The 23980-nt window shown below is 58.5% G+C and carries 27 protein-coding genes; 19 read left to right on the forward strand and 8 right to left on the reverse strand.

Annotated features, from left to right (window positions below; genetic code table 11):
* The first annotated feature begins 24 nt into the window (after positions 1–24).
* The 6 genes from OS242_RS15415 to OS242_RS15440 all read left to right on the forward strand — a co-directional run bounded on the left by OS242_RS15415 (position 25) and on the right by OS242_RS15440 (position 3829).
* On the forward strand, positions 25–900 hold the full coding sequence (locus OS242_RS15415; protein ID WP_267152585.1) for a DUF4097 family beta strand repeat-containing protein: 876 nt from the start codon (positions 25–27) through the stop codon (positions 898–900).
* Between the two features lie 163 nt (positions 901–1063).
* On the forward strand, positions 1064–1582 hold the full coding sequence (locus tag OS242_RS15420) for a TlpA family protein disulfide reductase (protein ID WP_267152586.1): 519 nt from the start codon (positions 1064–1066) through the stop codon (positions 1580–1582).
* On the forward strand, positions 1582–2157 hold the full coding sequence (locus tag OS242_RS15425) for a MauE/DoxX family redox-associated membrane protein (protein WP_267152587.1): 576 nt from the start codon (positions 1582–1584) through the stop codon (positions 2155–2157). Before OS242_RS15420 ends, OS242_RS15425 begins: the two co-directional genes overlap by 1 nt.
* Position 2158: 1 nt before the next feature.
* A complete protein-coding gene (locus OS242_RS15430) occupies positions 2159–2701 on the forward strand; it encodes a TlpA family protein disulfide reductase (RefSeq protein WP_267152588.1) in 543 nt (180 codons plus the stop codon).
* A gap of 204 nt (positions 2702–2905) precedes the next feature.
* Entirely contained in the window at positions 2906–3067 is a 162-nt protein-coding gene (locus tag OS242_RS15435) for a hypothetical protein (protein WP_267152589.1), read from the forward strand.
* A 213-nt stretch (positions 3068–3280) separates the two neighbouring features.
* On the forward strand, positions 3281–3829 hold the full coding sequence (locus tag OS242_RS15440) for a TlpA family protein disulfide reductase (RefSeq protein ID WP_267152590.1): 549 nt from the start codon (positions 3281–3283) through the stop codon (positions 3827–3829).
* 57 nt (positions 3830–3886) lie between these two features.
* Here OS242_RS15440 and OS242_RS15445 read toward each other — a convergent pair whose 3' ends face one another.
* A complete protein-coding gene (locus OS242_RS15445) occupies positions 3887–4801 on the reverse strand; it encodes a DMT family transporter (RefSeq protein ID WP_267152591.1) in 915 nt (304 codons plus the stop codon).
* A gap of 249 nt (positions 4802–5050) precedes the next feature.
* Between OS242_RS15445 and OS242_RS15450 the strand changes: the two genes are divergently transcribed.
* Together OS242_RS15450 and OS242_RS15455 are read left to right on the forward strand one after the other, a co-directional pair.
* Positions 5051–5200 (forward strand): hypothetical protein, encoded by a 150-nt coding sequence (locus OS242_RS15450; RefSeq protein WP_267152592.1) that lies wholly within the window; start codon positions 5051–5053, stop codon positions 5198–5200.
* A gap of 95 nt (positions 5201–5295) precedes the next feature.
* Positions 5296–7074: an ABC transporter ATP-binding protein gene (locus OS242_RS15455; protein WP_267152593.1), complete on the forward strand. Its 1779-nt coding sequence runs from the start codon at positions 5296–5298 to the stop codon at positions 7072–7074.
* A 59-nt stretch (positions 7075–7133) separates the two neighbouring features.
* Here the strand turns inward: OS242_RS15455 and OS242_RS15460 are convergent, their stop codons facing one another.
* Positions 7134–7955, reverse strand: a complete 822-nt coding sequence (locus OS242_RS15460) for an ABC transporter permease (RefSeq protein ID WP_267152594.1) — start codon at positions 7953–7955, stop codon at positions 7134–7136.
* Complete coding sequence (locus OS242_RS15465; protein WP_407702119.1) at positions 7945–8709, reverse strand: ABC transporter ATP-binding protein; 765 nt, start codon at positions 8707–8709, stop codon at positions 7945–7947. The genes OS242_RS15460 and OS242_RS15465 overlap by 11 nt, the downstream gene beginning before the upstream one ends.
* Positions 8710–8917: 208 nt before the next feature.
* Between OS242_RS15465 and OS242_RS15470 the strand changes: the two genes are divergently transcribed.
* A complete protein-coding gene (locus tag OS242_RS15470; RefSeq protein ID WP_267152596.1) occupies positions 8918–10222 on the forward strand; it encodes a methyl-accepting chemotaxis protein in 1305 nt (434 codons plus the stop codon).
* A 135-nt stretch (positions 10223–10357) separates the two neighbouring features.
* Here the strand turns inward: OS242_RS15470 and OS242_RS15475 are convergent, their stop codons facing one another.
* Complete coding sequence (locus OS242_RS15475; protein WP_267152597.1) at positions 10358–11356, reverse strand: ABC transporter substrate-binding protein; 999 nt, start codon at positions 11354–11356, stop codon at positions 10358–10360.
* A gap of 240 nt (positions 11357–11596) precedes the next feature.
* Between OS242_RS15475 and hemA the strand changes: the two genes are divergently transcribed.
* Genes hemA through OS242_RS15515 form a run of 8 tightly spaced genes read left to right on the forward strand, consistent with a single transcriptional unit; the run spans position 11597 to position 20593 of the window.
* Entirely contained in the window at positions 11597–13018 is a 1422-nt protein-coding gene (gene hemA, locus OS242_RS15480; RefSeq protein WP_267152598.1) for a glutamyl-tRNA reductase, read from the forward strand.
* Positions 13019–13057: 39 nt separating this feature from the next.
* A complete protein-coding gene (locus OS242_RS15485; protein WP_267152599.1) occupies positions 13058–13876 on the forward strand; it encodes a cytochrome C assembly family protein in 819 nt (272 codons plus the stop codon).
* A gap of 10 nt (positions 13877–13886) precedes the next feature.
* Positions 13887–14528, forward strand: coding sequence for a precorrin-2 dehydrogenase/sirohydrochlorin ferrochelatase family protein (locus OS242_RS15490; RefSeq protein WP_267152600.1), 642 nt, complete (start codon positions 13887–13889; stop codon positions 14526–14528).
* Positions 14525–15454: a hydroxymethylbilane synthase gene (gene hemC / locus OS242_RS15495; RefSeq protein ID WP_267152601.1), complete on the forward strand. Its 930-nt coding sequence runs from the start codon at positions 14525–14527 to the stop codon at positions 15452–15454. Before OS242_RS15490 ends, hemC begins: the two co-directional genes overlap by 4 nt.
* On the forward strand, positions 15451–16986 hold the full coding sequence (gene cobA, locus OS242_RS15500) for a uroporphyrinogen-III C-methyltransferase (protein WP_267152602.1): 1536 nt from the start codon (positions 15451–15453) through the stop codon (positions 16984–16986). The genes hemC and cobA overlap by 4 nt, the downstream gene beginning before the upstream one ends.
* Before the next feature lie 16 nt (positions 16987–17002).
* The gene (gene hemB, locus OS242_RS15505) at positions 17003–17989 is read left to right on the forward strand and encodes a porphobilinogen synthase (protein WP_267152603.1); all 987 of its coding nucleotides are present in this window, start codon (positions 17003–17005) and stop codon (positions 17987–17989) included.
* Between the two features lie 12 nt (positions 17990–18001).
* Positions 18002–19291, forward strand: a complete 1290-nt coding sequence (gene hemL, locus OS242_RS15510; protein ID WP_267152604.1) for a glutamate-1-semialdehyde 2,1-aminomutase — start codon at positions 18002–18004, stop codon at positions 19289–19291.
* A 3-nt stretch (positions 19292–19294) separates the two neighbouring features.
* The gene (locus OS242_RS15515) at positions 19295–20593 is read left to right on the forward strand and encodes a purine/pyrimidine permease (protein WP_267152605.1); all 1299 of its coding nucleotides are present in this window, start codon (positions 19295–19297) and stop codon (positions 20591–20593) included.
* Between the two features lie 27 nt (positions 20594–20620).
* Here the strand turns inward: OS242_RS15515 and OS242_RS15520 are convergent, their stop codons facing one another.
* The 3 genes from OS242_RS15520 to OS242_RS15530 are packed head-to-tail and all read right to left on the reverse strand — an operon-like array spanning position 20621 to position 22421.
* On the reverse strand, positions 20621–21085 hold the full coding sequence (locus OS242_RS15520) for a DUF5680 domain-containing protein (RefSeq protein ID WP_267152606.1): 465 nt from the start codon (positions 21083–21085) through the stop codon (positions 20621–20623).
* A complete protein-coding gene (locus OS242_RS15525) occupies positions 21072–21482 on the reverse strand; it encodes a hypothetical protein (RefSeq protein WP_267152607.1) in 411 nt (136 codons plus the stop codon). Before OS242_RS15525 ends, OS242_RS15520 begins: the two co-directional genes overlap by 14 nt.
* Positions 21483–21509: 27 nt before the next feature.
* Positions 21510–22421 carry an RluA family pseudouridine synthase gene (locus tag OS242_RS15530; RefSeq protein ID WP_267152608.1) on the reverse strand — a complete coding sequence of 304 codons (912 nt, stop codon included), beginning with the start codon at positions 22419–22421 and terminating at the stop codon, positions 21510–21512.
* A 158-nt stretch (positions 22422–22579) separates the two neighbouring features.
* Here OS242_RS15530 and OS242_RS15535 point away from each other — a divergent pair, with 158 nt between their 5' ends.
* Both OS242_RS15535 and OS242_RS15540 read left to right on the forward strand, forming a co-directional pair.
* On the forward strand, positions 22580–22822 hold the full coding sequence (locus tag OS242_RS15535) for a hypothetical protein (RefSeq protein WP_267152609.1): 243 nt from the start codon (positions 22580–22582) through the stop codon (positions 22820–22822).
* Positions 22823–22966: 144 nt separating this feature from the next.
* Positions 22967–23386 carry a thiol-disulfide oxidoreductase DCC family protein gene (locus OS242_RS15540; protein WP_267152610.1) on the forward strand — a complete coding sequence of 140 codons (420 nt, stop codon included), beginning with the start codon at positions 22967–22969 and terminating at the stop codon, positions 23384–23386.
* Here OS242_RS15540 and OS242_RS15545 read toward each other — a convergent pair whose 3' ends face one another.
* On the reverse strand, positions 23387–23971 hold the full coding sequence (locus tag OS242_RS15545) for a hypothetical protein (RefSeq protein ID WP_267152611.1): 585 nt from the start codon (positions 23969–23971) through the stop codon (positions 23387–23389).
* Between the last annotated feature and the right edge of the window lie 9 nt (positions 23972–23980).

Consider the following 23980-nt stretch of genomic DNA (forward strand, 5'->3'; position numbering starts at 1 on the left):
GAACAGAGAGGATGAAGAAATCGCATGAAACCGAACAAAGGATGGGGCATCGCGCTGATCGTGCTGGGGCTGGTGGTGTTTACCGGGGCGCTGATCGATCTGCTGAACCCGGTGGAATATGTCAAAAACAAAGCATCGGAGATCGTCGGCTTTCCGCTGGAAGGCATCGACTGGGACGATGAGAACGCAGTTCGGGAAGAAGGCACGCTGACAGTCGAATTGGAAGGCATCGAGACGTTGCGACTGGAAAACCCGGCCGGCCGCATCCGGATCAACGGGGACAGCAACGCCAAGGCGGTCACCGTCCACTATACAAAGAAAATCAGCGGTTTCTCCGCCGGAGACGGCAAAGAGCGTCTCGCCAAAGACATCAAGATCGACGTCAACCGCAGCGGCAACATGCAGCGCATCAAGACGGAGGTACAAAACGGCATCTTCGCGGGCGGGCGCAGTATGCACGTCGACTATGAGATCATCGTGCCGCCGTCGCTGCAGATCGAAGTCGACAACAAGGCGGGCGAAGTGACGACGGCCGGGCTGTTGTCAGCCGTGAAGATCAACAACAACGCCGGACGCGTCGAAGTGGACGGCTTCAAGGGCAAACTGGATGTCAACGTCAATGCCGGTGAGATCTCCGCTCGCGGCGGCACGGAGATCAAAGCGATCGACCTCTCCGCCAACATGGGCAAAGTCGAAGTGGCGATCCCGGAAGGCACCAATCTGAAAGTCGATGCCCGCACAAACGTCGGCCAGATCGAAAACGAACTGGGTATCGGCGAAGAGTCGAGAAACGGGCTCAACCGCGAGCTGCGCGGCCAGACCGGAACCGGCAACGACGGTTCGATCACCTTGCGCACAAACACGGGCGAGATCAAGCTGAACAATGAATTGGGCAGATGAAAAAAGACCGGGGTCTCTGCGGCCCTCGGTCTTTTTTATGTTGTGGATTTCGATGGTGGAATTTATTTTTGAAATATTTTTATTCGCAGGAAGGAATTACTATGTTTCGTGAAGAATTAATTCGATTTATAAAACACACAAAGATACTGAGTGGTGAAAAGAGATGATTTGGACGACTCTGTTCACGGTTGGTTGTGTCGCCGCGATGATCGCTGTGTATCGCGCCTATCTCCCATTTCGGGATGAGATCAGAAAGTTGCCGCCAGCGGCTGGATCGAACGGTCTGCCCCATCCGTTGCTCGGTGCCAGCCTCAAGACGGCGGTCGATCTGCCTGAGGGTGTGCTGGGTCGTGCGGCGGTCGTGCAGTTCGCGGCTCCGACTTGCCCCAAGTGCCATGAGGAGATGATGTTCTTGGAGAAAGCCTACAAGGAGCATCCGTTCCCGTACGTGTGTCTGTATGAAGTGGATGAGAAGACCGACGAGCGACTCGTCCGGGAGTTTGTCGCCGAGTTTGGCCATCTGAACGTGATGCCGCTTCCTGTCGGCACGGCCCGCAAGATGGGGGTCAACATGACACCGCTCGTGATGATGATCGATGCGGACGGCATCGTGCGGCGGGTCGAGTTTCGACTGAAGAAGATGTTGGAGTGGATGCCCAAAGCCGAGAGGAGGGCAGGATGATGGATGATCTGGCGGTATGGTTTCGCTTGGTCCTCGCCTGTATGTTCCTGTCGACCGCCTGGTCGAAGCACAAGACGATGGCCGAGCACATCGGCATCGTGCGCGACTATCAGATCTTGCCTGCACGCTTGACCGAGCCGTTCGCAAAAGCGGAGACGTACGTGGAGTTGTTGCTTGGCGTACTGCTGTTGCTGGGGCTTTTCCAACCGCTTGCCGCTGTCGGCTGTGCGGGGATGCTCGCCCTGTACTCGATCGCCATCGCGATCAATCTGCGGCGCGGACGACTTGAGATGTCGTGCGGCTGCGGCGGTGTGGCCGGTCAGCATTCAATCTCGTGGAAACTGGTCGCTCGCAACGCGGTCTTGGCAGCTGCAGCGGTGTGGGTCTGCATCGCGAACGTGCCGCTCGGGACGACAGATGCGCTGCTCGGCGGTGCTGCATGGGGCGAAGTGTTCGGCCTGAGATGGGCGGCCATGCTCGGGATCACAGTCGCGACGATGATGGCGTGGACGATCGGCAACGAGCTGGCTTCGTTGCGCCAAGAGTTCCGAACGCTGCTGGAGGGGAAGTCCTGATATGAGTACTTGGATGATTGTATCGAACGTTTTGTTATGGTGTGTGCTCTTGGTTCAGATGATTTTGTTTTTCGCGGTGACACGGTCGGTGTCGGAGATGGTCAAGCGATTTCAGATGTCAACACCGGGAGGAAGCAATCTGAGCGACAAGTCGATCGTACTCGGGCAGAAAGCCCCGCTGTTCAGCGAGCAAGATCAGCGGGGAGAGATCGTGACGCTGCGCCGGGATGCGGATCATCGCACCTTGCTCTTGTTCACGCTGGACACGTGTGTCGCCTGTCAAAAGTTGATCCCGGAACTGCCGCAACTGCTGAAGGACGAGCCGAACTTGCGCCTGATCGCGATTGCGCAGGAGGACTTGGCCGCACCGGACAAACAAGTGCCGCCCGGCGTTTCCTTGATTCGCTGCAACTGGTTGATGGAACAGTATGAAATCAAACAAACGCCCTATTATGTGCTGATCGACCAAGACGGTCGCATCGCCGACATGGGCGCGGCGGTCAAGATCCGCGAGATCGCCGGATTGCTGGACAAAACGGCTTGAGAGGAGGTGATCAATCATGATGCAACAACTGATGAAAATGTTGGGCTTGTCCGTTCAAGAACAAGTGCAAGCGGAGGGGGACTGGTCTTGCGTTCAGTCCGATCGATGCCCGGACTTAGGCGAAAATACGTATTGCAACTACCATGTTTGCGACACGTACAACGAGTGCTGCTAACATCATTCAAATTGAGGAGATGATCTGTCATGTTGAACCAATTGATGAAGATGCTCGGCGTGTCTGAGTCGGACATCAAACCGGAGTACACCTACTACGCTTGTGAAATTCATGCTGCTTGCGACCTCAACTTGACTGAGTTTGAATGCACCGAAGGCGGCGGTTGCCGCCGCACCGGCTTGTGCTGCTAGTTTCATTCGTACCAAGTAGATGATTCGTCATGATGTACCCCAGAACGGAGTACACCTACTACATCTGCCACGGTGACGCTTGCGAAGGGTACGGCGTTTGCAACAGCACCGGCAATTGCTGCTAAAGTCGCGGATGACAGGCGGCGGACTGTTGGAGACGCTCCGGCAGTCTGCTTCCGTGTCAGGATCACGGTCACAGAAAGGAGCCTGGATATGGAGCAAGCATTGACTCTCTCTCAGTTTGGTTTGTGGGTGTTTGCGTTGGTGCAGTTTGTCCTGTACGGTGTGTTTTTGCGCTCCATCGGCAGGTTTCTCAAGCAAATGCGCCTGAAACAGCCGACGGTGCAGCGGGTATCCTTGACCATCGGCCAGACGGCACCGGCGTTCCGGGGTGTCGATCAACTCGGTCGCACGGTGGAGTTCGGAACTGCGCACGGTCAGCCTGTGCTGATGCTGTTCATCCTGCACACCTGTCAGATCTGCCATTCGATCGTGCCCCGTCTGCACGAAGTGCGGGCGCGATATCCGGAGATGCAACTGATCGTGATCGCCTCGGAAGAAGGCGAAGGAGAAGACGGGAACATCCCCGATGAGGTATCATTCATCCGCTCCAATTCGATTCGCAAAGAGTATTTTGTCACCTATGTGCCGGCAATGGTCATGCTCAGTCGCGACCGCCGCGTGCTGGGCACCCATCGTGCGACGAGCATCGGCGATTTTGAAGCTCGTTTGGAGTCGTATACAAAGACTGCCGGGATCTAGTTCCGGCGGTGTTGATCATAGCAAAAAGACCGTGAGTCGAACGCTCACGGTCTTTTTTCAGGTGGCGGCTTCTGCGTGCGGCTCCGAGTCCTGTCCGCCGCCTAGTTCAGCGAACAGCATGCCGCCGAGGATCAGCAGGCAGCCGAAAACTTGCGCTGCTGTCAGCCGGTCGCCTGCGACGAGAAATCCGGTCGCCGCCGCGAACACAGGCTCCGTGGCAAAGATCAGGGCCGTGCGCGTCGGCGAGGTGAATTTCTGGAATTGATTTTGCGCCACGAAGGCGAAGGCGGTGGCGATCACCGAGCAGATCAACAGCGCGGAGAGCACCCAAGCGTCGAGCAGCACCTGCGGCGACCACGCGGTGGTGTAGTCTTCGAACAGAAACGCGCCGATGGCGTTGAACACCCCGGTGGCGAGGATCTGGATCAACGCGAACGGCATCGCGTGAAAGCGCACCGTATAGCGGCCGACCAGCGTGATGTGCATGCCGTAAGACAGCGCGCAGCAGAAAACCAGCAGGTCGCCGACGTTGATCGACAGGTCCCGGTTCAAGGAGAGCAGCCCGAGACCGACGGTGGCGATGGCGACGCCGAGCAGGGCTTTTTTCTTGAGCGGGTGCTTGAGCAGCCACAAGGAGAGGAACGGCACGAGCACGACGGACAGCCCGGTGATAAACCCGGCCTTTGACGCGGTGGTGAACATAAGCCCGAATGTCTGGAACGCATAGCCGGCAAACAGCCAAAAGCCAAGCCACGTCCCAGCCAGCCAGATCTCCTTGCTCATCCCTTTGAAGGTGTGGCGGAAAAAGGCCGCCATGAACAGAGCGAGCACCAACCCGCCCAGCAAAAAACGGACAGCGAGAAACGTGAACGGCGGCATCGTGTCGATCGCTTCTTTGACCAAGACAAATGTCGCGCCCCACGTAAACGTGACCCCGAGCAAAATGAGGTCGGCCAAGTAGGATTTTTTCATGTTCATACTTCTTACAATAGCCAGAGAGATCCGTTCCGTCAATGTTGTGTGAATCGTTTTGTTAGAAACGAGAGGGACTATCGAACTGCTGATTATATTTTTGAATTGTTAGAGGGTGTTACGGGTGGAATGCAGAATTGTTATTATATTGCAATTGGGATCGTAACAAACAGCGTGTCATCTGTTGGGGGCTGCTGCTAAACTGTCGAATTTTTTCGTGAAATATTCCCCGAGGAGTTGTTCGAGTTGATGAATCTACTGATGAAAATGCTGGGCGTGAGTGCAAAAGAGCAAGCGGAGCCGGAAGTGATCTGGGAGTGCTATCCGGGCAACGTCTGTGAATACGAACTCATGTTGTGTCGTGACAGGGAATGTATGTCTTATGGAGAGTGCTGCTAACGGCACGACTGGCAGTATCATGCAGACTGTTGGGGGACGCTCCAGCGGTCTACTTCCTTTCTTTTTTCTAATGCTCTGACTGGCAGGTGAAAGACGTGAAAAGCAACGAATTGACCCAAGCGGTCCGCTACATCTGGCAGGGGCACCGCACCTGGGTGATCTGCACGGCGGTGCTGAGCCTGATGCTCGGGCTGACCCCGGCTGTGCATCTGTGGGTGGCCAAGGAACTGGTCAACGAAGTCGCGGCTCTGCTCAACGGCGGCGGCGACTACAGCGGAGCGTTTCAATTGCTCGTCGTGCAGTTTCTCGTGCTGTTGCTGGCCTCTCTGCTGACAAAGGCGCAGGAGTTGCTCGACAAGCGAACAGAACTGCATCTGGATCACGACCTGCAGCGGGCCGTCATGGAAAAGACGACGACTGTGCCGCTCGAACTGTATGACCGACCCGATTTTCAACATGCGATCGAACGCGTCCACGGCGGGCAGGCCCACCGTTTTCTCACGCCGATCAAACAGTCGATGGATATCGTCCGCCAACTGACCACCTTGATCTCGTTCCTCTTTTATCTGCTCAGCGTCCATTGGACGCTCGCTCTGGTCAGCGTCGTGGCGGCGTTCCCGCTGTTGCTCGTGCTCGCTCGATTTGGCAACAAACGTTTTTCCCTGATGATGTTTCAAACACCGCTGGCTCGGGAAGCCCGCTACCTGCAACACCTGATGGTGAAGCGCGAATCGGCGAAGGAAGTCCGCCTGTTCCAACTGCGCGACTTTCTGCTCGGCGTTTGGTCAGACCGCTTTCGGCGCAATCAAGAGGAGACCTATCGCTTGTTTAAACGGGAAAAAGGCACGCTGGTGCTGACAGATGCTCTGACCGCCTTTTTCTACGTGGGAGCAGCCGGATTGATCATCTGGGTGGCGCGCGCGGCGACGATCACCATCGGCGATTTTGTCGCGCTCGGTCAGGCGGTGCAAGGCACGCAGAGCGCGATCAACCAGATCGCGGGTCAGATCGCGAGGTTGTATGAGTCGAGGCTGTATCTGCGCGACTATTTTCGCTTTCTGGACGACTCGGTGTATGAGAGCCGAGTGGATCGGGGAACAAAGTCCTTCCCGGCTCCGCTGCAGGCGGGTATCTCGGTTGAGCGCGTCTCCTTCCGCTATCCGGGCAGCGAACGGCCTGCGCTGCAGGACGTCTCCTTGCAGATCCAGCCAGGCGAGCGGATCGCCATCGTCGGCGACAACGGCTCTGGCAAAACGACGCTGGTCAAATGTCTGATGGGCCTCTATCAAGTGCAGACCGGGTGCATTCGCGTCGACGGCGTGCCGATGCAGGACATCGCGGAGGAGCAGTTGTTCCACAACATCACCGTCATCTTCCAAGACTTCATGCGCTACGACTTCACGGTGCGGCAAAACATCACCATCGGCCAGTTGGAAGCGGCAGCCGACAAAGAGCGGCTGGAGACTGTGGCGGCGAACGCGGGCGTCGAGTCGTTTGTCGCCCGCTTTGCGCAGGGCTACGACACGCACCTCGGCCGCAGTTTCCAAGAGGGGGAGGATCTCTCCGGCGGACAATGGCAAAAGATCGCGCTGGCACGCGCGCTGTTTTCCGAAGGGCAGCTGCTGATCCTCGATGAGCCGACGGCGGCGCTCGACCCGAAGGCGGAGATGGAGGTGTTCGAGCATTTCGATCACCTGACGCGGGGCAAGACGGCCGTATTCATCTCGCATCGGATGGCGGCCGCCCGGATGGCCGACCGGATCATCGTGATGCGGGACGGTCAGATCTGCGAGATGGGCACGCACGAGCAGTTGATCGCTCTGGAAGGCGAATACAAGCGCATGTACACGATGCAGGCGCAGTGGTACCGCTAGCACTGAGCAGTACGCAAAGACAGCCTGGCTGAAGAAGAGCCCGGCTGTCTTTTATCTATTTAGTCGCGCCACTTGAGGGTGCGTTTTTCAAAATAGGCAACCAGGTGATACATCGCCGTCGAGACGATCAAGATCACGAACAGAGCCAGCATGACCAGCGTCAGATTGAACACTTGGAACCCGTAGATGATCAGGTAGCCGAGGCCGGACTGAGCCACGAGAAATTCGCCGACGATCACGCCGATCCACGCGAGGCCGACGTTGACTTTCAAAGTCGAGAGGATCGTCGGCAGGGCGGCGGGGAAGACGACTTTTTGGAACACCTGCCAGGTCGAGCCGCCGAACGTGCGCACCAGACGGATCATGTTGGCGTCGACATCGCGGAAGGCGGTGTAGACGACGATGGTCGTGATCACGACGGAGACGGCGAGTGCCATCATGATGATCGACAGGTAGCCTTGCCCGAAGGCGACGAGGAAGATCGGACCGAGCGCCACTTTCGGCATCGAGTTGAAGATGACGATATACGGGTCGAGCACGCGGGCGAGAAACGGCGAGGCCCAGATCAGGACGGCGACGAGCGTGCCGGCCGCCGTGCCGAGCAGAAAGCCGATCAGCGTCTCCGTGACGGTGATGCCGGTGTGATAGAGCAACTGTCCGTCGGCGAGCATCGTCAAGCCTTGCGCCCAGACTTTCGAAGGCTGTGAGAAGATGAAAGCGTTGACAAAGCCTTGTCTTGCGCCGATCTCCCAGAGACCGATGAAGAGCACGAAGATCGCCGCTTGCGTCAGAAAGACGCCGAGGCCAGTCAAGCGTTTTTTCTTGAGAAACTGTCCGTGGTCGGGGGTTTTGGCCCCTCTCGTCCAGAAATTAGTATTCATTTTGCAGATCCCCCCAGATCACGCGGAACAGGCTGTGAAATTCGGCCGATTCGCGGGCTTCGAGCGGCGAGAGGGCGCGCACGTCGTCCGGCACAACCAGCTCCCGTTTGATCGTGCCGGGGTTTTTCCCCATCACGAACACGCGGTCGCACATCGCGATCGCTTCACCAAGGTCGTGGGTGACCAGCACGCCGGTCAGACCGTGTTCCCGGAGCGTGCGGACGACGAGATCTTCGAGTTGCAGTTTGATCTGATAGTCCAGCGCCGAGAACGGCTCGTCGAGCAGCACGATCTGCGGGTCGGATGCGAGCGTCCGCACGAGGGCGACGCGCTGACGCATGCCGCCCGACAGCTGATGCGGGTACTGGTCGGCCGTGTCCGAGAGTCCCATGCGCTCCAGCAGGAGCAGGGTGCGCTCGCGCTTTTGCGGTGAACGGTCGCCGGTGATCTCGTGGCCGATCAAGATGTTTTCCCGGATCGTGCGCCACGGCAGCAGGCAGTCCTGTTGAAACATATAGCCGCACGCCGCGCTCGGACGCTCCACACGCTGTCCGAGCACGCGGATCGTGCCGCGGGTCGGGGTGAGGAGGCCGGCGATCAGCGAGAGGATCGTGCTCTTCCCGCAACCGCTCGGTCCGACCAAGGCGACGATCTCTCCGGGCTCGATGCCAAACTCGATGCCGGACAAAGCCACGGTCTCCCCGCTTTGCGTCATGTATTTCTGACTCACTCCCTCAAAGGAGATAGCTGTCATCTCTCTCTCACCTCGCAAAAAAGATGTGTGCCTACAAGGTATGTGGGTGTTTTGGAAATGTGCAAGTCCGATTTGTCAAAAAAAATGACATTCCCTTAAGAAAATTGTTTGAAAATGTTGCTTATGCTAGAAGGAAGTCGAACAATGTCTGTCTAATAAATTAAAAAAGGCAAACAGAACTGCGCTTTGCAAAGGGGAGGAAAACGTTTTGCTTAAGAAATGGACACAACAGTTAATGAACAAAGGCTTCTCCTTCAAGAACTTCTCCTTTTTGAAACGAGACATCGGATCCCAAGTGGCTTTGCTGCTGATCGGGGTGACGGTGCTTCCGCTCATTCTCCTGAGTCTGTTCGTTGATACGCTCTCGGCGCTCGTCGTGATCCCGTACGCTGTTCTCATGATCGTTCTTTCCATCGGGGCGAGCCGCTGGCTGCAAAAGAGCCTGCAAGCACCGATCCGCCGCATCTCCGAAGTGATGGAGCAGGCGGAGCACGGCGACCTGACCGTTCGTCTCGAAGTGACGTCGAACGACGAGATCGGTCAACTCAGCATGCGCATCAATGCGACGCTGGAAGCGATCTCCTCGCTGATCCGTCAGGTCGGCGAGATGACCGAGCAAGTCGCAGCATCTTCCCAACAGCTGACCGCCTCCTCGATGGCGACCAGCGAAGCCGCCCAAGAGATCAAAGTGACGATGCAAGAAGTCGCGTTTGGCGCGGAAGATCAGTTGGAAAAAGTCGAAAATGTCACCGCCATCCTCGAAGAATTGAACTCTTCGTTTAACCAAGTCTCCGAAAACTCGGAGGTCGTCGCGCACACGGCGAACAACGTCATGCATTCCAGCGAGACCGGCCAAGGTCTCGTTTCCTCGATCGTCACGCAGATGGAGTCCATCCACTACGCGGTCAACCACTCGGCGACCGCAGTCAAGAGCCTCGGTCAGCAATCGGCTTCGATCCAAGGCTTTGTCTCGACGATCTCCGATATCGCCGCTCAGACCAACCTGCTCGCGCTCAACGCTGCGATTGAAGCGGCGCGCGCCGGCGATGCGGGCCGCGGCTTCTCCGTCGTCGCGGACGAAGTGCGAAAACTGGCTGAGCAATCGGCCAAGGCGGCAGGTGAGGTCTCGCAGATTGTCGAGGCGATCCTGAAGGAGACCGACAACTCCACCGGTGCGATGAACGAGGGCATCCGCTCTGTAGAAGAAGGCCTTGAAGTCGTCGCCAAGGCTGGCGAGGTGTTTGCCAACATCCACGGCTCGATCACCGAGGTGGCGCGCCAGATCCAAGAGGTCAACACCTCGGTCAAAGAGATGACCGAAGGCAACGAAGCGTCCGTCTTCGCGATCACGATGATCTCCGGAGCGGCGGGCGAGACGGTCAACCAGACGTTCTCCGTGTTCAACATGACCGACGAGCAGACCTCGACCTCCACGGAGATCAGCGCATCTGCGGAAGCGTTGGCTCGACTGGCGGAAGAGCTGAACGTGATGGTCAACCAATTCCGCGTCTAAAATCGGCCTGACAGCCGTGTATAAAACAAAAGGAAGAGGAGAAGATAGGGATGAAACCCATATTTCTCCTCTCCTTTTCTTGATAGCCCCTTGCGCGAACGTGCGGAGGGGCCTTTTTTTCAACCATCGCCCCGGTTATTGCTTGGCTTTGGCGGCATATTCGGTGTTGACGAGCTTTTCGTAGGCGATGTCCGCTTTCAGTTCGCCCGCATCTTTCATCACGGTGAGCAGGTTGTTCCATTCCTCTTGGTCGATCACAGGGTCTTTGGCCCAAGCGTCCGTCTCCTTGTACCGTTTGACGACATTGACGAGAATGTCTTTTTCCACGTCGGCAAAGAACGGCGCGATCACGTCGGCCACTTGTTCCGGCGAGGATTGGTCGACGAACGTCTGCGCTTTTTGCACGGCGTCGGTGAATTTTTGCAGGGTCTCCGGGTGTGACTTCATGTAGCTCGATTTGGCCATGTAGACGGTGTAGGGCAGCTTGACGCCGTCTTGGCCGAAGGAGGCGAGGACGTGGCCTTGGCCTGCCTTCTCCAGGACGGAAGCGCCCGGTTCAAACGCTTGGAAATAGTCGCCGGTGCCCGATGCAAAGGCGGTGGCTTGGTTGTCGAACGTGATGTTTTGGATGATCGTGTTGTCCACGTGAGGCTGGATGCCCTTTTGTTTTTGCAGATACTCGCTGACCATCTCCGGCATCGAGCCTTTGCGGGAGCCGATCAGCGATTTACCTTTGATCATCGACCAGTCGAAGTTTTCCACTTTTTCGCGGCCGACGAGAAACGTGCCGTCGCGCTGCGTGACTTGGGCAAAGTTGACCACGGCGTCGCTCGCCCCCTGCTGGTCGACGTAGACGGTCGTCTCGGCTCCGATCAGCGCGACGTCGACCTGACCGGCCAGCAGGCGGGTCATCGCTTTGTCGCCGCCCCATGCGGTGTCCAGTTGGACATCGAGACCTGCTTCTTTGAAATAGCCTTTTTCCAGCGCGACATACTGCGGCGCGTAAAAGATCGAGCGAACGACTTCGGTGAGGCGCACCTCTTCCGTTTTTTGACTGGCACCTCCCGTACAAGCGGTGACGGTGAACAGCGAGGCGGTCAGCATGGTGCCAAGTGCGATTTTTTTCCAGTTCATCGTGACATCCCCCTCTGTAACGTAGGTTACTGCACAGGGTATGATGGGCATGAGACCATGGTGAATGTCGAATCAGGTCAAAAAGATGTCATATTTGCCAAGTGCGAATCATAGGCGGCACTGTGATATAATGAATCTGTTTGACTGTGAGAATTGCCATCTTTTGTCGAATGGCTCGTGACAACGAGTTCATCTATAGATTGAATTTTAGTTTTTACTAAGGGGAGTGTGAGTGGTCGTATGTATATCATGTCGATGGGTTTGAACTACAAATCAGCTCCTGTCGAGATCCGCGAGCGCTTCGCCCTGCCGGAATCTGATCTGGAGGGCGCTCTCGAACAACTTCGCGCTTCGGGTCAGGTGAAGGAGTCAGTGATCGTCTCGACCTGCAACCGCACCGAGGTCTATGCGGTGGTCGAATCCAAACCGGCGGGCGAGCAGGAGAGCCGCCGGTTTTTGAGCGAACTGTCCGGTCTGCCGGTCGAGAGCTTCACCGATTATCTGTATGAGCACGGGGAGCAAGAGGCGATCCGCCATCTGTTCCGCGTGACGTCGGGCCTTGATTCGATGGTGCTCGGCGAGACGCAGATCCTCGGGCAGATGCGCGAGGCGTTTTTGTACTCGCAGGAGCACGGAGCGACCGGTCCGATCTTCAATTATCTGTTCAAACGCGCCGTCACGGCAGCCAAGCGCGCCCACACGGAGACCAAGATCGGCGAAAATGCCGTGTCCGTCTCCTACGCGGCGGTGGAATTGGCCAAAAAGGTCTTTGAGTCGCTCGATGACAAGACGGTGCTGATCATCGGCGCCGGCAAGATGAGCGAACTGACGGCCAAGCATCTCAACGCCAACGGCGCGACCCGCGTCGTCGTCGTCAACCGCACTTACTCGCGGGCGAAGGAGTTGGCCGACAAATTTAACGGGCGGGCGCTCGATATGAACTCGCTCGATCTCGCCCTGCGCGAGGCGGACATCGTGGTGTCCTCCACAGGGGCGAAGGGCTATGTCGTCACCAAGGATCAGATCCAAGCGACGATGAAGCAACGCCGTCATCGTCCGCTGTTCCTGATCGACATCGCCGTGCCGCGCGACCTCGATCCGGCGATGGCCAAAGTGGACAACGTGTTTCTCTACGACATCGACGATCTGGAAGGTGTCATCGCCGTCAACATGCAAGAGCGCGCCCGCGAGGCGGAAAAGGTCGGTATGATCATCGGCGAAGAGATGGCGGCGTTCCGCCAGTGGATGCATGAGCAGCAGGCCGCGCCGCTGATCATGAAACTGCGCGAAAAAGCCAAGACGGCGCAATCGAACCTGATGCACAACCTGACCAACAAAGTGCCGAATCTGACCGAAAAGGAAAAGCACACCGTTAACAAGCTGACGATGTCGATGATCAACCAACTGATCCACGAGCCGATCGTCCAAGTCAAAGAGATGGCCTCCGAAAAAGACGCGGCGTTTTATCTGGAGACGTTCGCCCGCCTCTTCGGACTGGACAACCTGCCGGAAGAACAACAGGCGGTCGCGCCTGCCGAACGCGCGGAGCAGCAGGTGGCGGCGGCGATGGCCGTCACGGCGCAGATCAAACAAGCGCGTCAAGAAGAAGCATCGGCCAAAGCGAAGGTGGGCAGCCTGCTCGAACGCATCGGCGCGCGCTGACGACACGGGAACAGGGGTCCGGAAAGGAGGCAGAGAGTCATGCCGCAAAGCGCGTTCTTGTACGAGCTGATGACCGGCATCTACGCGGTGGTCGTCGTGCTGTATTTCTTGGATTTTTTGGCGCACAATGTATATTTAAACCGCGTCGCGTTCGGGTTGCTCGCTGTGGTCTGGGGCTTGCAGACTTCGTTCTTCCTCACGCGGATGACCGAGGTCGGCTATGTGCCGCTGCTGACGACATTCGAGACGACGCTGTTCTTCTCGTGGCTGTTGATCACGTTCTCGCTGGTGGTCAATTATTTTTACAAGATCGACCTGTTTGCGTTCTTTACCAACTTGTTCGGGTTTGGGATGGTCGTGTTCGACCTGTTCACAAAGGACATCAGCGGCGGAGTCGGCAGCTACCTGCAGGGTGATCTGCTCGTGTTGCACATCACGCTGGCGTTCCTCGGATATGCGGCCTTTTTGATGTCGTTTATCTTCTCGGTCATGTATCTGCTTCAGTCCAAGTTGCTCCGGGAGAAGCGATGGAACCACACGTTTCGCCGCCTGCCCGCGCTGGACAAGCTCGATTCGTTCACCTATCGCCTGATCGTGCTCGGGTTTCCGCTGCTCTTGACGGCGATGGTGATCGGGGTCAACTGGTACTATGTCGTGTTTGGCACGGTACTGGTCTGGGATGCCAAACCGATGGTGTCGGTCGTGCTGCTGGCGTTTTACATCGCCTGGCTGTACTTCCGCAACTCCAGCGGTTGGTCGGGGCGCAAACTGGCGTGGTGGAACGTGGCGTCGTTTGGCCTCGTCGTGATCAACTACCTGTTTGTCGGTACGTTCTTCTCCGGCTTCCACAATTGGTAGGGGGCGCGGGATGAGCCGGTTGTACGGAGCCTTTATACAGATAAAAGAACGGCGCTGTGTCGTCGTGGGAGGGGGCCCGGTGGCAGAGCGCAAGATCACCGGGCTTCTCGATTGTCAAGGTGTCGTGACGGTGATCGCGCCGTCTGTGACGGAGGTCATAGCCGGGTGGGCCGGGAGTGGTACAATCGAATGGTTGCAGCGCGAGTACCGGCCCGGCGATGCGGCAGGAGCTTTTCTGACCATCGCCGCCACCGACAGCAAAGAAGTCAACGCCCGTGTCGCGGCGGAGGCGGAGCAGAGCGGACGGCTCGTCAACGTCGTCAACGATCCCGGGCGGGGCAATGTCACGCTGCCGGCGGTCGTGCGGCGGGGGCGGTTGCAGATCGCCGTCTCCACCTCCGGAGCGAGTCCGCTGATCGCCAAGCGGATTCGTCAGGAGCTCGAACGGCATTTTGGCGAAGAATATGAAGAGTATCTCGATCTGCTGGCCGAAGCGAGGCGGCAGTTGTTGCTCCGTGAAAAGGAAGAGGAGCAGCGCACGGCGATCTTTCGGAAATTGGCCGACTCCGGCCTGCTGGCTCTCTTGCGCCAAGGGCGCAGAGCAGAGGCGGAGCGGCTGATCGCAGACATCACAGGGGGACGAGTGAAATGAAACGCATCGTAGTAGGCACACGCAAGAGCCCGCTGGCTCTGACGCAGACCGAATGGGTCATGGAACAACTGCAAAAGCACCACCCGGATCTGGAGATCGGCATGGAGAAGATCGTCACCAAAGGCGACCGCATCCTCGATGTCACGCTCTCCAAAGTCGGCGGCAAAGGGCTGTTCATCAAAGAGATCGAGCAGGCGATGTATGATCGCACCGTCGATTTTGCGGTGCACAGCTTGAAGGACATGCCGACGGAGATGCCGGAAGGACTGATGCTGGTCGCGATCACGCACCGTGAAGACCCGCGCGACGTGGTGATCACGCGGGATGGACGCGGTTTTTCCGACCTGCCGACGGGCGCGAGAGTCGGCACGTCGTCCTTGCGCCGTGCCGCTCAGCTGACCAACGCGCGTCCGGATCTGGAGATCGTCTCCGTGCGCGGCAACATCAACACCCGTTTGAAAAAGCTGGAGGAGCTGGAACTGGACGCCATCGTGCTGGCAGCGGCCGGTTTGGAGCGGATGGGTTGGGCGGACAAGATCTCGGAACGCCTGCCGACCGATCTGTGCATTCCGGCGGTGGGGCAGGGCGCGCTGGCGATCCAGTGCCGCTCGGAGGACAAAGAGATCCGCGAGTTGCTCTCCGTGCTCGACGATGCCAACACCCGCATCATCGTACAGGCAGAGCGTACGTTGCTCGGCAAGCTCAACGGCGGCTGCCAGATCCCGATCGGCGCGTTTGCCGAGTTTGTCGACGGCGGCGAGCTGCAGTTGACAGGCATCGTCGGTACGCCGGACGGCCGTACCTTGCTGCGAGAATCGGCAAGAGGGGCGGATGCGGTGTCGCTGGGGCACGCGGTGGCGGACCGTCTGATCGAACAGGGCGCAGGCGAGATCCTCGCCAAAGTGCGGGAGGAGCTGAACTCGTGATCGAGCGGGCTGGCATCGGGACGGTAGCACTCGTCGGCGCCGGCCCCGGCGACCCGCGCTTGATCACCGTGCGCGGCCGCGAGCTGCTGGAGCGGGCGGACGTCATCGTGTACGATCGCCTCGCCTCCCCGCGTCTGTTGCGGGCGGCAAAGCCGGGCGCGGAGCTGATCTACGCCGGCAAAAGCCCCGAGGGCAACGCCCTCGACCAAGAGGAGATCTCGCTCCTGCTGGTGCGGCTCGCACAGGCGGGCAAGAGTGTCGTGCGCCTCAAAGGCGGCGATCCGAGCGTGTTTGCCCGCGTCGGCGAGGAGATGGAGCTGTTGGCAGCAAACGGGATACCTTATGAGATCGTGCCGGGCATCACATCCGCTCTGGCAGCCCCGATCTTTGCGGGCATCCCGGTTACATATAAAAATGTCGCGTCCTCCTTTCACGTGATCTCCGGTCACGAAGACCCGGACAGCCCGGAGACCTCCCACGACTGGGAGGCGATCTCGCGGCTTTCGGGCACGTTGGTGTTTTTGATGGGCGTCTCCCGCCTGCAGGCCATCGCCTCGCAACTGATGCACCACGGCCGCTCGCCGCAGACGCCGGTGGCACTGGTGCGATGGGGCACGCGGGTCGAGCAGGAGACGGTCAGCGGTACGCTCGCCGACATCGCCGACCGCGTGGCAGCGGCCGGATTGAAAAATCCGGCGGTGATCATCGTCGGCGAGGTGGTCGCCCTGCGCGACAAGATTCGCTGGGTGGAAAAACGGCCGCTGTTTGGCCGCCGCATCGTCGTCACCCGGTCGCGCAGTCAGGCCAGCGAGACGAGCCGCCTGATCGAAGAGCTGGGCGGCGAACCGTATGAATACCCGGTGATCGAAACGGCGTGGCCGGACGACTTGACGCCGTTTGATGCGGCGCTCGCGAACCTGCCTCAGTACGACTGGCTGATCTTCACCAGCGTCAACGCCGTGGAGATGTTTTTCCAGCGAATGAGGCACAATAGGGTCGATATCCGCTCCTTGGCTTCTGTCCGGATCGCCGCTGTCGGTCAAAAAACGGCGCAGGCGGTGGAAAGATACGGCCTGCTCGTCGAGGTCGTCGGCGAAGAGTTTATCGCCGAGGGGCTGCTCGATGTGCTCGGCGACCGGATCGCACCGGGACAGAAGGTCTTGTTCCCGCGTGCGGACATCGCCCGCCGCGTCTTGCCGGACGCCCTGCGTCAGGCAGGGTGCGACGTCACCGAGTTTGACGCGTACCGGACGGTGGCCGTTGCCGACGAAACACAGGAACTGGTCACGATGCTCCGATCCAAACAGATTGATGTCATCACGTTCACCAGCGGTTCCACGGTGAAAAATTTATTTGCCGCTTTGGAAGGTCACGATGCGGCAGATCTGCTTCAAGGCGTGGTGCTGGCGGCCATCGGACCGCAGACAGCCAAAGCGCTGCAGGAGCGGGGACTGCAGGTCGACGTGATGCCCGATACATATACGATTCCCGCGTTGCTGGCGGCGTTGACCGCTCATCTCAACGGGGAATGAAGAGGAGGTTGCTCTCATGCATCCATTCGAATTTAACCGCCACCGCCGTCTGCGCCGTTCCGCAGGCATCCGGGCGATGGTGCGGGAACACCACGTGTCTGTCGATGACATGCTCTATCCGATCTTTGTCGTGGAAGGCGAGAACGTGAAACATGAGATCCCGTCGATGCCGGGCGTCTATCACTTCTCCCTCGACATGTTGAAAAAAGAGATGGACGAGGTCGTGGAACTGGGTCTGAAATCGGTGATCCTGTTCGGCATCCCCGGCCACAAAGACGAGCATTCTTCGCAAGCATACGCTCACAACGGCATCGTCCAACGAGCGATCCGCCAGATCAAAGAGCAGTACCCGCACATCGTCGTCGTCACCGACGTCTGCCTCTGCCAGTACAACCCGGCAGGTCACTGCGGCATCGTCGACGAGCACGAGTGCGTCCTCAACGACCCGTCTCTGGAGCTGATTGCACGGACCGCGCTGTCCCACGCGTTTGCGGGTGCTGACATCGTCGCACCGTCCGACATGATGGACGGCCGCATCGCCGCGATCCGTCATATCCTCGACGAGAACGATTTCCACGACATTCCGATCATGTCGTACGCGGTCAAATACGCGTCCGCCTACTACGGTCCGTTCCGGGAAGCGGCTCACTCCGCACCGGCGTTCGGCGACCGCAAGACGTACCAGATGGACCCGGCAAACGGCCGCGAAGCACTGCGCGAAGCTGCGTCCGACTTTGCGGAAGGCGCCGACATGCTGATGGTCAAACCGGGCCTTGCCTATCTGGACATCATCCGCCAGTTGCGCGACCGCTACGATGTGCCGATCGTCGCTTACAACGTGTCTGCCGAATACGCGATGGTCAAAGCGGCTGCCCAGAACGGCTGGGTGGATGAACGCAGCATCGTGATGGAAACGATGGTCAGTTTCAAGCGCGCAGGTGCCGACATCATCATGACCTACTTTGCCAAAGACGTCGCGCGTTACCTGAAAGAAGGATACTAGGAGGTGGCGTCCATGCATAAAGGATACAGCCGTTCGCAAGCGGCGTTTTCAGAAGCGAAGAAAATCATTCCCGGCGGTGTCAACTCGCCGGTGCGGGCGTTCCGCGCCGTCGGGGGCGACCCGATCTTTATCGAGCGCGGTGCCGGTTCGAAAATGTATGACGTCGACGGCAACGAATACATCGACTACTGCCTGTCCTGGGGTCCGCTGATCCTCGGCCACGCACACCCGGAGATCGTGCAGGCGCTCGGCGAATACGCGGCGCGCGGCACTTCCTTTGGCGCACCGACCGAGTTGGAGACGGAGATGGCGCAGCTCGTCATCGACATCGTCCCGTCGGTGGAAGTCGTGCGGATGGTCAACTCCGGCACGGAAGCGACCATGTCGGCACTCCGTCTGGCGCGCGGCTACACCAAGCGCAGCAAGATCCTCAAGTTCGAGGGCAACTACCACGGCCATGCCGACTCCCTGCTGATCAAAGCGGGCTCCGGTGTGGCGACGCTCGGTCTGCCCGACTCGCCGGGCGTCCCGGACTCGGTCGCGGCGAACACGCTGACCGTGCCGTTCAACGATCTCGACAGTCTGCGCCTCGCGTTTGAAAAGTTTGGCGACGACATCGCCGCCGTCATTCTCGAACCGGTCGCCGGCAACATGGGCCTCGTCAAGCCGCTGCCGGGCTATCTGGAGCAAGTGCGGGCGATCACCCGCGAGTACGGCACCCTGTTGATCTTCGACGAAGTGATGACCGGATTCCGCGTCGCGTACGGCGGCGTGCAGTCGCTGTACAACATCGACCCGGACCTGACCACGATGGGCAAAGTCATCGGCGGGGGACTGCCGGTCGGCGCGTACGGCGGCAAGCGCGAGATCATGGAAATGGTCGCTCCGGCCGGCCCGATCTACCAAGCGGGCACCCTGTCCGGCAACCCGCTCGCGATGATCGCAGGCTACCTGACCTTGAAAAAGATCGGTGAGCCGGGCGTGTACGAGAGCCTCGAAGCGAAAGGCAAGCGCCTCGTCGAAGGCTTCCTCGCGACCGGCAAAGAACTGGGCATCCCGGTGCAAGGCGACTATGTCGGCTCGATGTTCGGCACGTTCTTCTCGGAGCAGCCGATCATCGACTACACGACCGCCAAGCAGTGCGATCTCGACCGCTATGCCAAGTATTTCTCCAACATGCTCCAGCGCGGCGTCTACCTTGCGCCGTCTCAACTCGAAGCGGGCTTCCTTTCCTTGGCGCACACAGACAGCGACATCGACCGCACCTTGGAAGCGTCGCGCGAGTCGATGAAAGCACTGTAAGACATGAGAATCTTCATCAACGGCCTGCAGAGCGTCCAGTGGATGGTTTTTCTGCTGGCCAACATCATCGCCGTGCCGATAGCTGTCGGCGCGGCGTATGATCTTTCTGCGGTCGAAATCTCCACGTTCATCCAGCGCATGATGCTGATCACCGGCGTGATCACTCTGCTGCAGATCTGGATCGGGCACCGGTTGCCGCTGCTCGAAGGGGGAGCGGGCATGTGGTGGGCGCTGTTTCTCGTCATGGCGGCGATGGCCGCACCCGGCGACAAACTGACCGCCCTGCAACAGCTCGAAGCCGGGATGATCGCGGCAGGCGGGGTGCTGATCGTACTCTCGCTCCTGCCATCGGTGATGCGGATCGTCGACCTGTTCACGCCGATTGTCACCGGGGTGTTTCTGATCTTGCTCTGCGTGCAGATGAGCGGCTCGTTCTTTAAAGGGATGCTCGGCGTCTCCCGTTACGGTCACATCGACTGGTCGGTGGCGGGGATGTCGCTCGCGGTCATCGTGATCGTGCTGTTGTTGTCGCTGAAAGGCAAAGGCATCCTCCGCAGCATGGGTCCGTTGCTCGGCATCCTCGCCGGGTGGGGGCTGGCTGCATGGCTCGGCCTGACCGAAGGCGTTGAAACGGCCGATGAGCGCATCTTCGCGCTCCCGGAGATCTTGCCGTGGGGGCCGCCGGTCTGGGACTTCGGCGTCCTGCTGACCTCGGTGCTGACCGGTGTGATCCTGATCTCAAACCTCGTCGCCTCCGTCGTCGTGATGAGCAAGACTCTCGGCGTCGAGCCTGAGCCGAGAGCCTTCTCTCGCGGTCTGCGCATGAACGGCGTCGGCAGCGTGGTCTCCGGCGGATTCTCCATCGTGGGCTTGGTGCCGCTGTCCGTATCGGCCGGATTTATCATGACGACCGGCATCCGCGAGAAACTGCCGTTCATCATCGGCACCGCTCTCGTCGCGGTGGCGGGCTTCTTCCCGGCGACGGGTGCGTTTTTCGCCACCCTGCCGTCGGAAGTCGCGTATGCTTCGCTGTTCATCCCGTTCTCCCAGATGATGGGCTTCGGTTTCCGCGATCTGATGGGCGTCGCCCCGTCCAATCGCAACTTGCTCGTCATCGGTCTGAGCTGCATGTTCGGCGCAGGCATCATGTTCCTGCCGCCCGATGCCCTGACACAGGTTGCGCCGTGGCTGCGCAACGTGATCGCCAACGGCTTGCTGATGGGATTGCTCCTGTGCATGTTGCTGGAGCACGTCATCTTCCGCGAAAAGAATACGGAGCAAAAAGAAACCACTCGCGGGTAGGCGAGTGGTTTCTTTTTGCATTTCTTATCATTCCTTCAGCATCCCGCCGTGATACACCAACTCATACACGAGATGCTCTTTCCTATAAATCCGCTCTTTCCCGTGCAACCGCGTCACATCGCCGTCGTTCCCATCCACGTACCGCAGATCGCCTTCGACATGCTCAAAGCCTCCGAGAAATCTGCTTTCCTCATACATCTTCGACAGGCTGCTCCGAATCATCCGGATCGTTTCCGCCGCCGTGATTTGCTCCGGTTCGAGGATGTATCCGTAATAGTTCATCACCCAAACAACATTCCCCCGGAAATAAACCACTTCCTGACCGATGAAATCGGTGCTGCCGAAGTAGCTGTCATGGTAGGAAAAATCCTCCTCGGCATATTGGAGATCCTTCGATCCAAGACGATAGGACAGCAGTTTCTGCGCACCGCCCACGTACGTTTTGCTTTTCGCACGGACGATAAAAGCTGAGAGTTCCTCAAGGTTGATCATGTTGATTCACCTGCGCGAACATCTTCTTCAACAGATTGAACAGCACGTACGTAAACGTCGCCCCGACCAAGCCCCAGAGCGAGAGCAGAGCCGCTTCGTTGACGGCCGTCATGCCAAACACGCCCTCTGTGTAGAAGTGCCCGTTGATCAGGCCGAGTGCCAGCCAGGCGAAGAGAAAGCAGAACACGACCGACAGCCAGTACACCCGCTTACTTTGCAACACCAGCGTCACCACGCCACCAAGCAGCGCCATGATGAACGGGTTGATCAAAAACAGCCGCATCACGGTGATATGCTTCGGGGTGGCCGCTTCCGGTCCGGCCGGATTGGTAAAACCGAGCAGCGCGAGCAGGCCGGGCAGCAGAGCGAGGAAGAGCAACATCAATCCTTTATACATCCAACGTTCACCTCGATCCCCATCTTATCACAACGGAGCCAACCTTTGGAGCAGGTCGGCGAGATCATCCGGCATCGGCGCTTCGATCTCCAACAACTCGCCGGTCAACGGGTGCGGGAAGCGCAACAACGCCGCATGCAACGCCTGTCGCCCAAACTGGACCGTCGATCCGCCGTACAGCTCGTCCCCGACCAGCGGATGCCCGAGGTGGGCAAAATGGACGCGGATCTGATGCGTGCGCCCCGTGCGCAGCCGAGCTTTGACCAGCGTCGCGTTGCGATACCGGGTCACCACTTCGTACTCCGTCTGGGCCGCTTTGCCCGTCTGCGAGACGCGGCGACGGGTGGCATGGTAGCGGTCGCGACCAATCGGGGCGTCGATCAGGCCTTTTTTCTGCACGACCTTGCCCTGCACCAACGCCCGGTACTCCCGCGACACCGTGCGCTCGGCCAGCATCGCGTCGAGCACCGTCTGGGCGACAGCGTGTTTGGGGAACAGGATCGCACCGGACGTCTCCTGATCCAGCCGGTGCAAGATCCTGACTTTGGTCTCCAATCCCTGCATTTGATAATGAAACGCCAACGCGTTCAACAGCGTGTCCGTCTCGTCCGGATCGTTCGGGTGGACTTTGCGGCCCGCCTCTTTGTTGATCACGATCAGGTGGTCGTCCTCGTACAGCACGTCGAGCGGCCACATCACCGGTTCAAATCCGTACGGCTCCTCCGGGAACAGCAGACAGCGCAGGAGTTCGCCCGCCTTGACCGTATCTTCCGGCCGGGCTGTCTCTTTCCCGCGCTCCACGTCGCCTTTGCGAAATAACTCCCGTGCCGCCTTGTCCGGCAGGCCGATCTCTTCGACCAGCAACTCCAACATCGTGCGCCCGGCCTGTTCCCGCGTGATCCGCGCTTCCAGCCAAGGGCCTGATTTTTCCTGATGCATCCTCACACCGACCTTTTCTTCCAGCAATTGACCTTATTGTAGACAAAAATGGGCTCATACACAATGCACGCGGGCTACCGCCCACACGTACTGTGTTGATGTGCTCAGGGGCACTTGCAAACGACGAAAATAGAAGAGTGGATGAGAGGAGCTTTTCCATGTCTGATACGACCAAGATCAAGAAAATGAAAATGGGTCTGGTGCTGACCGCAGAAACCCGCGCCCAGTTGCAACAATTGCTCTCCGGCCAATGCGATGTGGTGTACCTCGATCACATTTACTTTGAAGACCTGTGCATCGAGGAACTGAAAAACGACGGTCTGTCGATTGACGATCTGAAAGTGAAGTGCGGCAAGATCAAGTGCCTCAAACTGAAAGCGATCCAAGACGACTGCTGCTAAACGCCTTTGACGTGAACACGTGAACATCTGTGCCGTCCTGACCGGTATCCTAACAGATACTGGCAGGACGGCATCTTTCGTGGTATTCTAAAATCAGAAAGTGATTTTTTTCACAAGTCACAATTTCAGGAGGAGGCAATCGACATGTTGCAAAACTCCCCGCTGGTCGTTGTCTATGACGGTTACTGCGCGCTGTGCCGCGCTTCAAAGGATAAATTGGAAAAAATGTTCGGTGACCGGATCGCGATGGTCGACTTTCGCGTCACTCCGCCGGAGAGCCTGCACCCGGACCTGAACGAGCAGGCCTGCCAAGCCCGGATGCATGTCGTCGCCGACGGGCGTGCGTACGGAGGTGCTGCGGCGATGGTGCGTTTGTTCCGGTTGCATCCGGTGCTTCGCTGGCCGGTGCTGCTCTACCATGTGCCGCCGCTCGGATGGCTGGCGGAGCGCGTGTATGACCTCGTGTCGCGCAACCGATTCACCCTTTCCAAATGGATCGGCGGTGAACCGCCCGCTTGCACCGACGCCTGCTCGATCCACCTGCCGGAGAAAAAGAAAAAATGATCACGGCTCGCGGTTGTCGCGCACGCGGATCATTTTATAACGGCGGCCTTTAATAAAGATCGAGACAAACAAGTCGTCGCCGATCTCCTGGCTTTGTTTGATCGCATCGATCGACTGCTGGAAAAAGTACCACGGCAATTTTTCGCCTTCCCGCTCCACGAGCGACAGAAACTCGGGCAGTTCTTCATTTTTTAAATACCCGTAGCGGTGCCGCGTCAAAGGATGGATCGGGTGATCGAAGAGATAACGCCCGTGTGTGACGTAATTCCAATAATGTCGAAGCAGGCTTTTTCGCGGCAGACGTAGAAGTGCATCATGATAGTCGATCTGGTAATCTTTGTCTTCCATGAACCGCTGATAGGAAGGCAAGACCATCACGATCTGGTTGATCGCGTCGTTGTACAGATCTTCGCTGAAGATCTCATGATAGAGCAGGCCGTCGCAGAGGATCGCCTGCGTTACGGTCCACAGTTCGGGATCGCGGTGTTTTTGCCGCAGACGCAGTTTTTCGAGCAGAGACCGATCGTTCGAACCGACCGCGTCATACAGCTCGCCGATGCGAAAGGAATGATAGATGATGCTCACAGTCGCGAT

It is taken from the genome of Tumebacillus lacus (assembly GCF_026410385.1).
GTDB lineage: Bacteria > Bacillota > Bacilli > Tumebacillales > Tumebacillaceae > Tumebacillus > Tumebacillus lacus.

Coding starts and splice junctions, on each gene's coding strand:
- OS242_RS15415 (WP_267152585.1), top strand. CDS start 25: ATGAAACCGAACAAAGGATGGGGCATCGCGCTGATCGTGCTGGGGCTG.
- OS242_RS15420 (WP_267152586.1), top strand. CDS start 1,064: ATGATTTGGACGACTCTGTTCACGGTTGGTTGTGTCGCCGCGATGATC.
- OS242_RS15425 (WP_267152587.1), top strand. CDS start 1,582: ATGGATGATCTGGCGGTATGGTTTCGCTTGGTCCTCGCCTGTATGTTC.
- OS242_RS15430 (WP_267152588.1), top strand. CDS start 2,159: ATGAGTACTTGGATGATTGTATCGAACGTTTTGTTATGGTGTGTGCTC.
- OS242_RS15435 (WP_267152589.1), top strand. CDS start 2,906: ATGTTGAACCAATTGATGAAGATGCTCGGCGTGTCTGAGTCGGACATC.
- OS242_RS15440 (WP_267152590.1), top strand. CDS start 3,281: ATGGAGCAAGCATTGACTCTCTCTCAGTTTGGTTTGTGGGTGTTTGCG.
- OS242_RS15445 (WP_267152591.1), bottom strand. CDS start 4,801: ATGAAAAAATCCTACTTGGCCGACCTCATTTTGCTCGGGGTCACGTTT.
- OS242_RS15450 (WP_267152592.1), top strand. CDS start 5,051: ATGAATCTACTGATGAAAATGCTGGGCGTGAGTGCAAAAGAGCAAGCG.
- OS242_RS15460 (WP_267152594.1), bottom strand. CDS start 7,955: ATGAATACTAATTTCTGGACGAGAGGGGCCAAAACCCCCGACCACGGA.
- OS242_RS15465 (WP_407702119.1), bottom strand. CDS start 8,709: ATGACAGCTATCTCCTTTGAGGGAGTGAGTCAGAAATACATGACGCAA.
- OS242_RS15475 (WP_267152597.1), bottom strand. CDS start 11,356: ATGAACTGGAAAAAAATCGCACTTGGCACCATGCTGACCGCCTCGCTG.
- hemA (WP_267152598.1), top strand. CDS start 11,597: ATGTATATCATGTCGATGGGTTTGAACTACAAATCAGCTCCTGTCGAG.
- OS242_RS15485 (WP_267152599.1), top strand. CDS start 13,058: ATGCCGCAAAGCGCGTTCTTGTACGAGCTGATGACCGGCATCTACGCG.
- OS242_RS15490 (WP_267152600.1), top strand. CDS start 13,887: ATGAGCCGGTTGTACGGAGCCTTTATACAGATAAAAGAACGGCGCTGT.
- hemC (WP_267152601.1), top strand. CDS start 14,525: ATGAAACGCATCGTAGTAGGCACACGCAAGAGCCCGCTGGCTCTGACG.
- hemB (WP_267152603.1), top strand. CDS start 17,003: ATGCATCCATTCGAATTTAACCGCCACCGCCGTCTGCGCCGTTCCGCA.
- hemL (WP_267152604.1), top strand. CDS start 18,002: ATGCATAAAGGATACAGCCGTTCGCAAGCGGCGTTTTCAGAAGCGAAG.
- OS242_RS15515 (WP_267152605.1), top strand. CDS start 19,295: ATGAGAATCTTCATCAACGGCCTGCAGAGCGTCCAGTGGATGGTTTTT.
- OS242_RS15520 (WP_267152606.1), bottom strand. CDS start 21,085: ATGATCAACCTTGAGGAACTCTCAGCTTTTATCGTCCGTGCGAAAAGC.
- OS242_RS15525 (WP_267152607.1), bottom strand. CDS start 21,482: ATGTATAAAGGATTGATGTTGCTCTTCCTCGCTCTGCTGCCCGGCCTG.
- OS242_RS15530 (WP_267152608.1), bottom strand. CDS start 22,421: ATGCATCAGGAAAAATCAGGCCCTTGGCTGGAAGCGCGGATCACGCGG.
- OS242_RS15535 (WP_267152609.1), top strand. CDS start 22,580: ATGTCTGATACGACCAAGATCAAGAAAATGAAAATGGGTCTGGTGCTG.
- OS242_RS15540 (WP_267152610.1), top strand. CDS start 22,967: ATGTTGCAAAACTCCCCGCTGGTCGTTGTCTATGACGGTTACTGCGCG.